Below are 420 nucleotides of genomic sequence, written 5' to 3' on the forward strand. Positions count from 1 at the left end.
TTTGATAGATATCTGAGTCTTTAAAGCGACGGATACGGTTCGCGCTCAAGGTTGACGCATCAGGTACTTTGTCTGTCAGGCTCAAGCCTAAGAACCATCGATAAGCGACATTCACCTGAACGTCGCGTATCAGTTGACGTTCGCTGCGGATGCCATACAAATACCCAATAAAGAGCAGCTTAAACATCAGGGTAGGATCTAATGCGGGGCGGCCGTTATTGGGGCAGTAATAATCTTGAACAAGCTCGTGAAGGAACGAGAAATCAATGACACGGTCGATTTTACGCAACAAGTGGTCTTGAGGAACAAGTTCATCGATGCAAACAAACTCAAGGGCGGACTGGGTTGGGGGGCGTTCTCTTAGCATGAGCCTATTATAAAAAATCCTCGTCATTTGACGAGGACTTTATCAACAGCCTG

At 46.7% G+C, this 420-nt stretch carries 1 protein-coding gene; it reads right to left on the reverse strand.

Translation table 11 applies throughout. The features are described from left to right. Nucleotides 1-367, reverse strand: a 367-nt coding sequence (locus tag JW499_RS21730) for a transposase (protein WP_232846580.1), incomplete at its 3' end; no start/stop codon positions are given. Nucleotides 368-420: the final 53 nt, after the last annotated feature.

Source organism: Amphritea pacifica (genome assembly GCF_016924145.1).
Lineage (GTDB): Bacteria > Pseudomonadota > Gammaproteobacteria > Pseudomonadales > Balneatricaceae > Amphritea > Amphritea pacifica.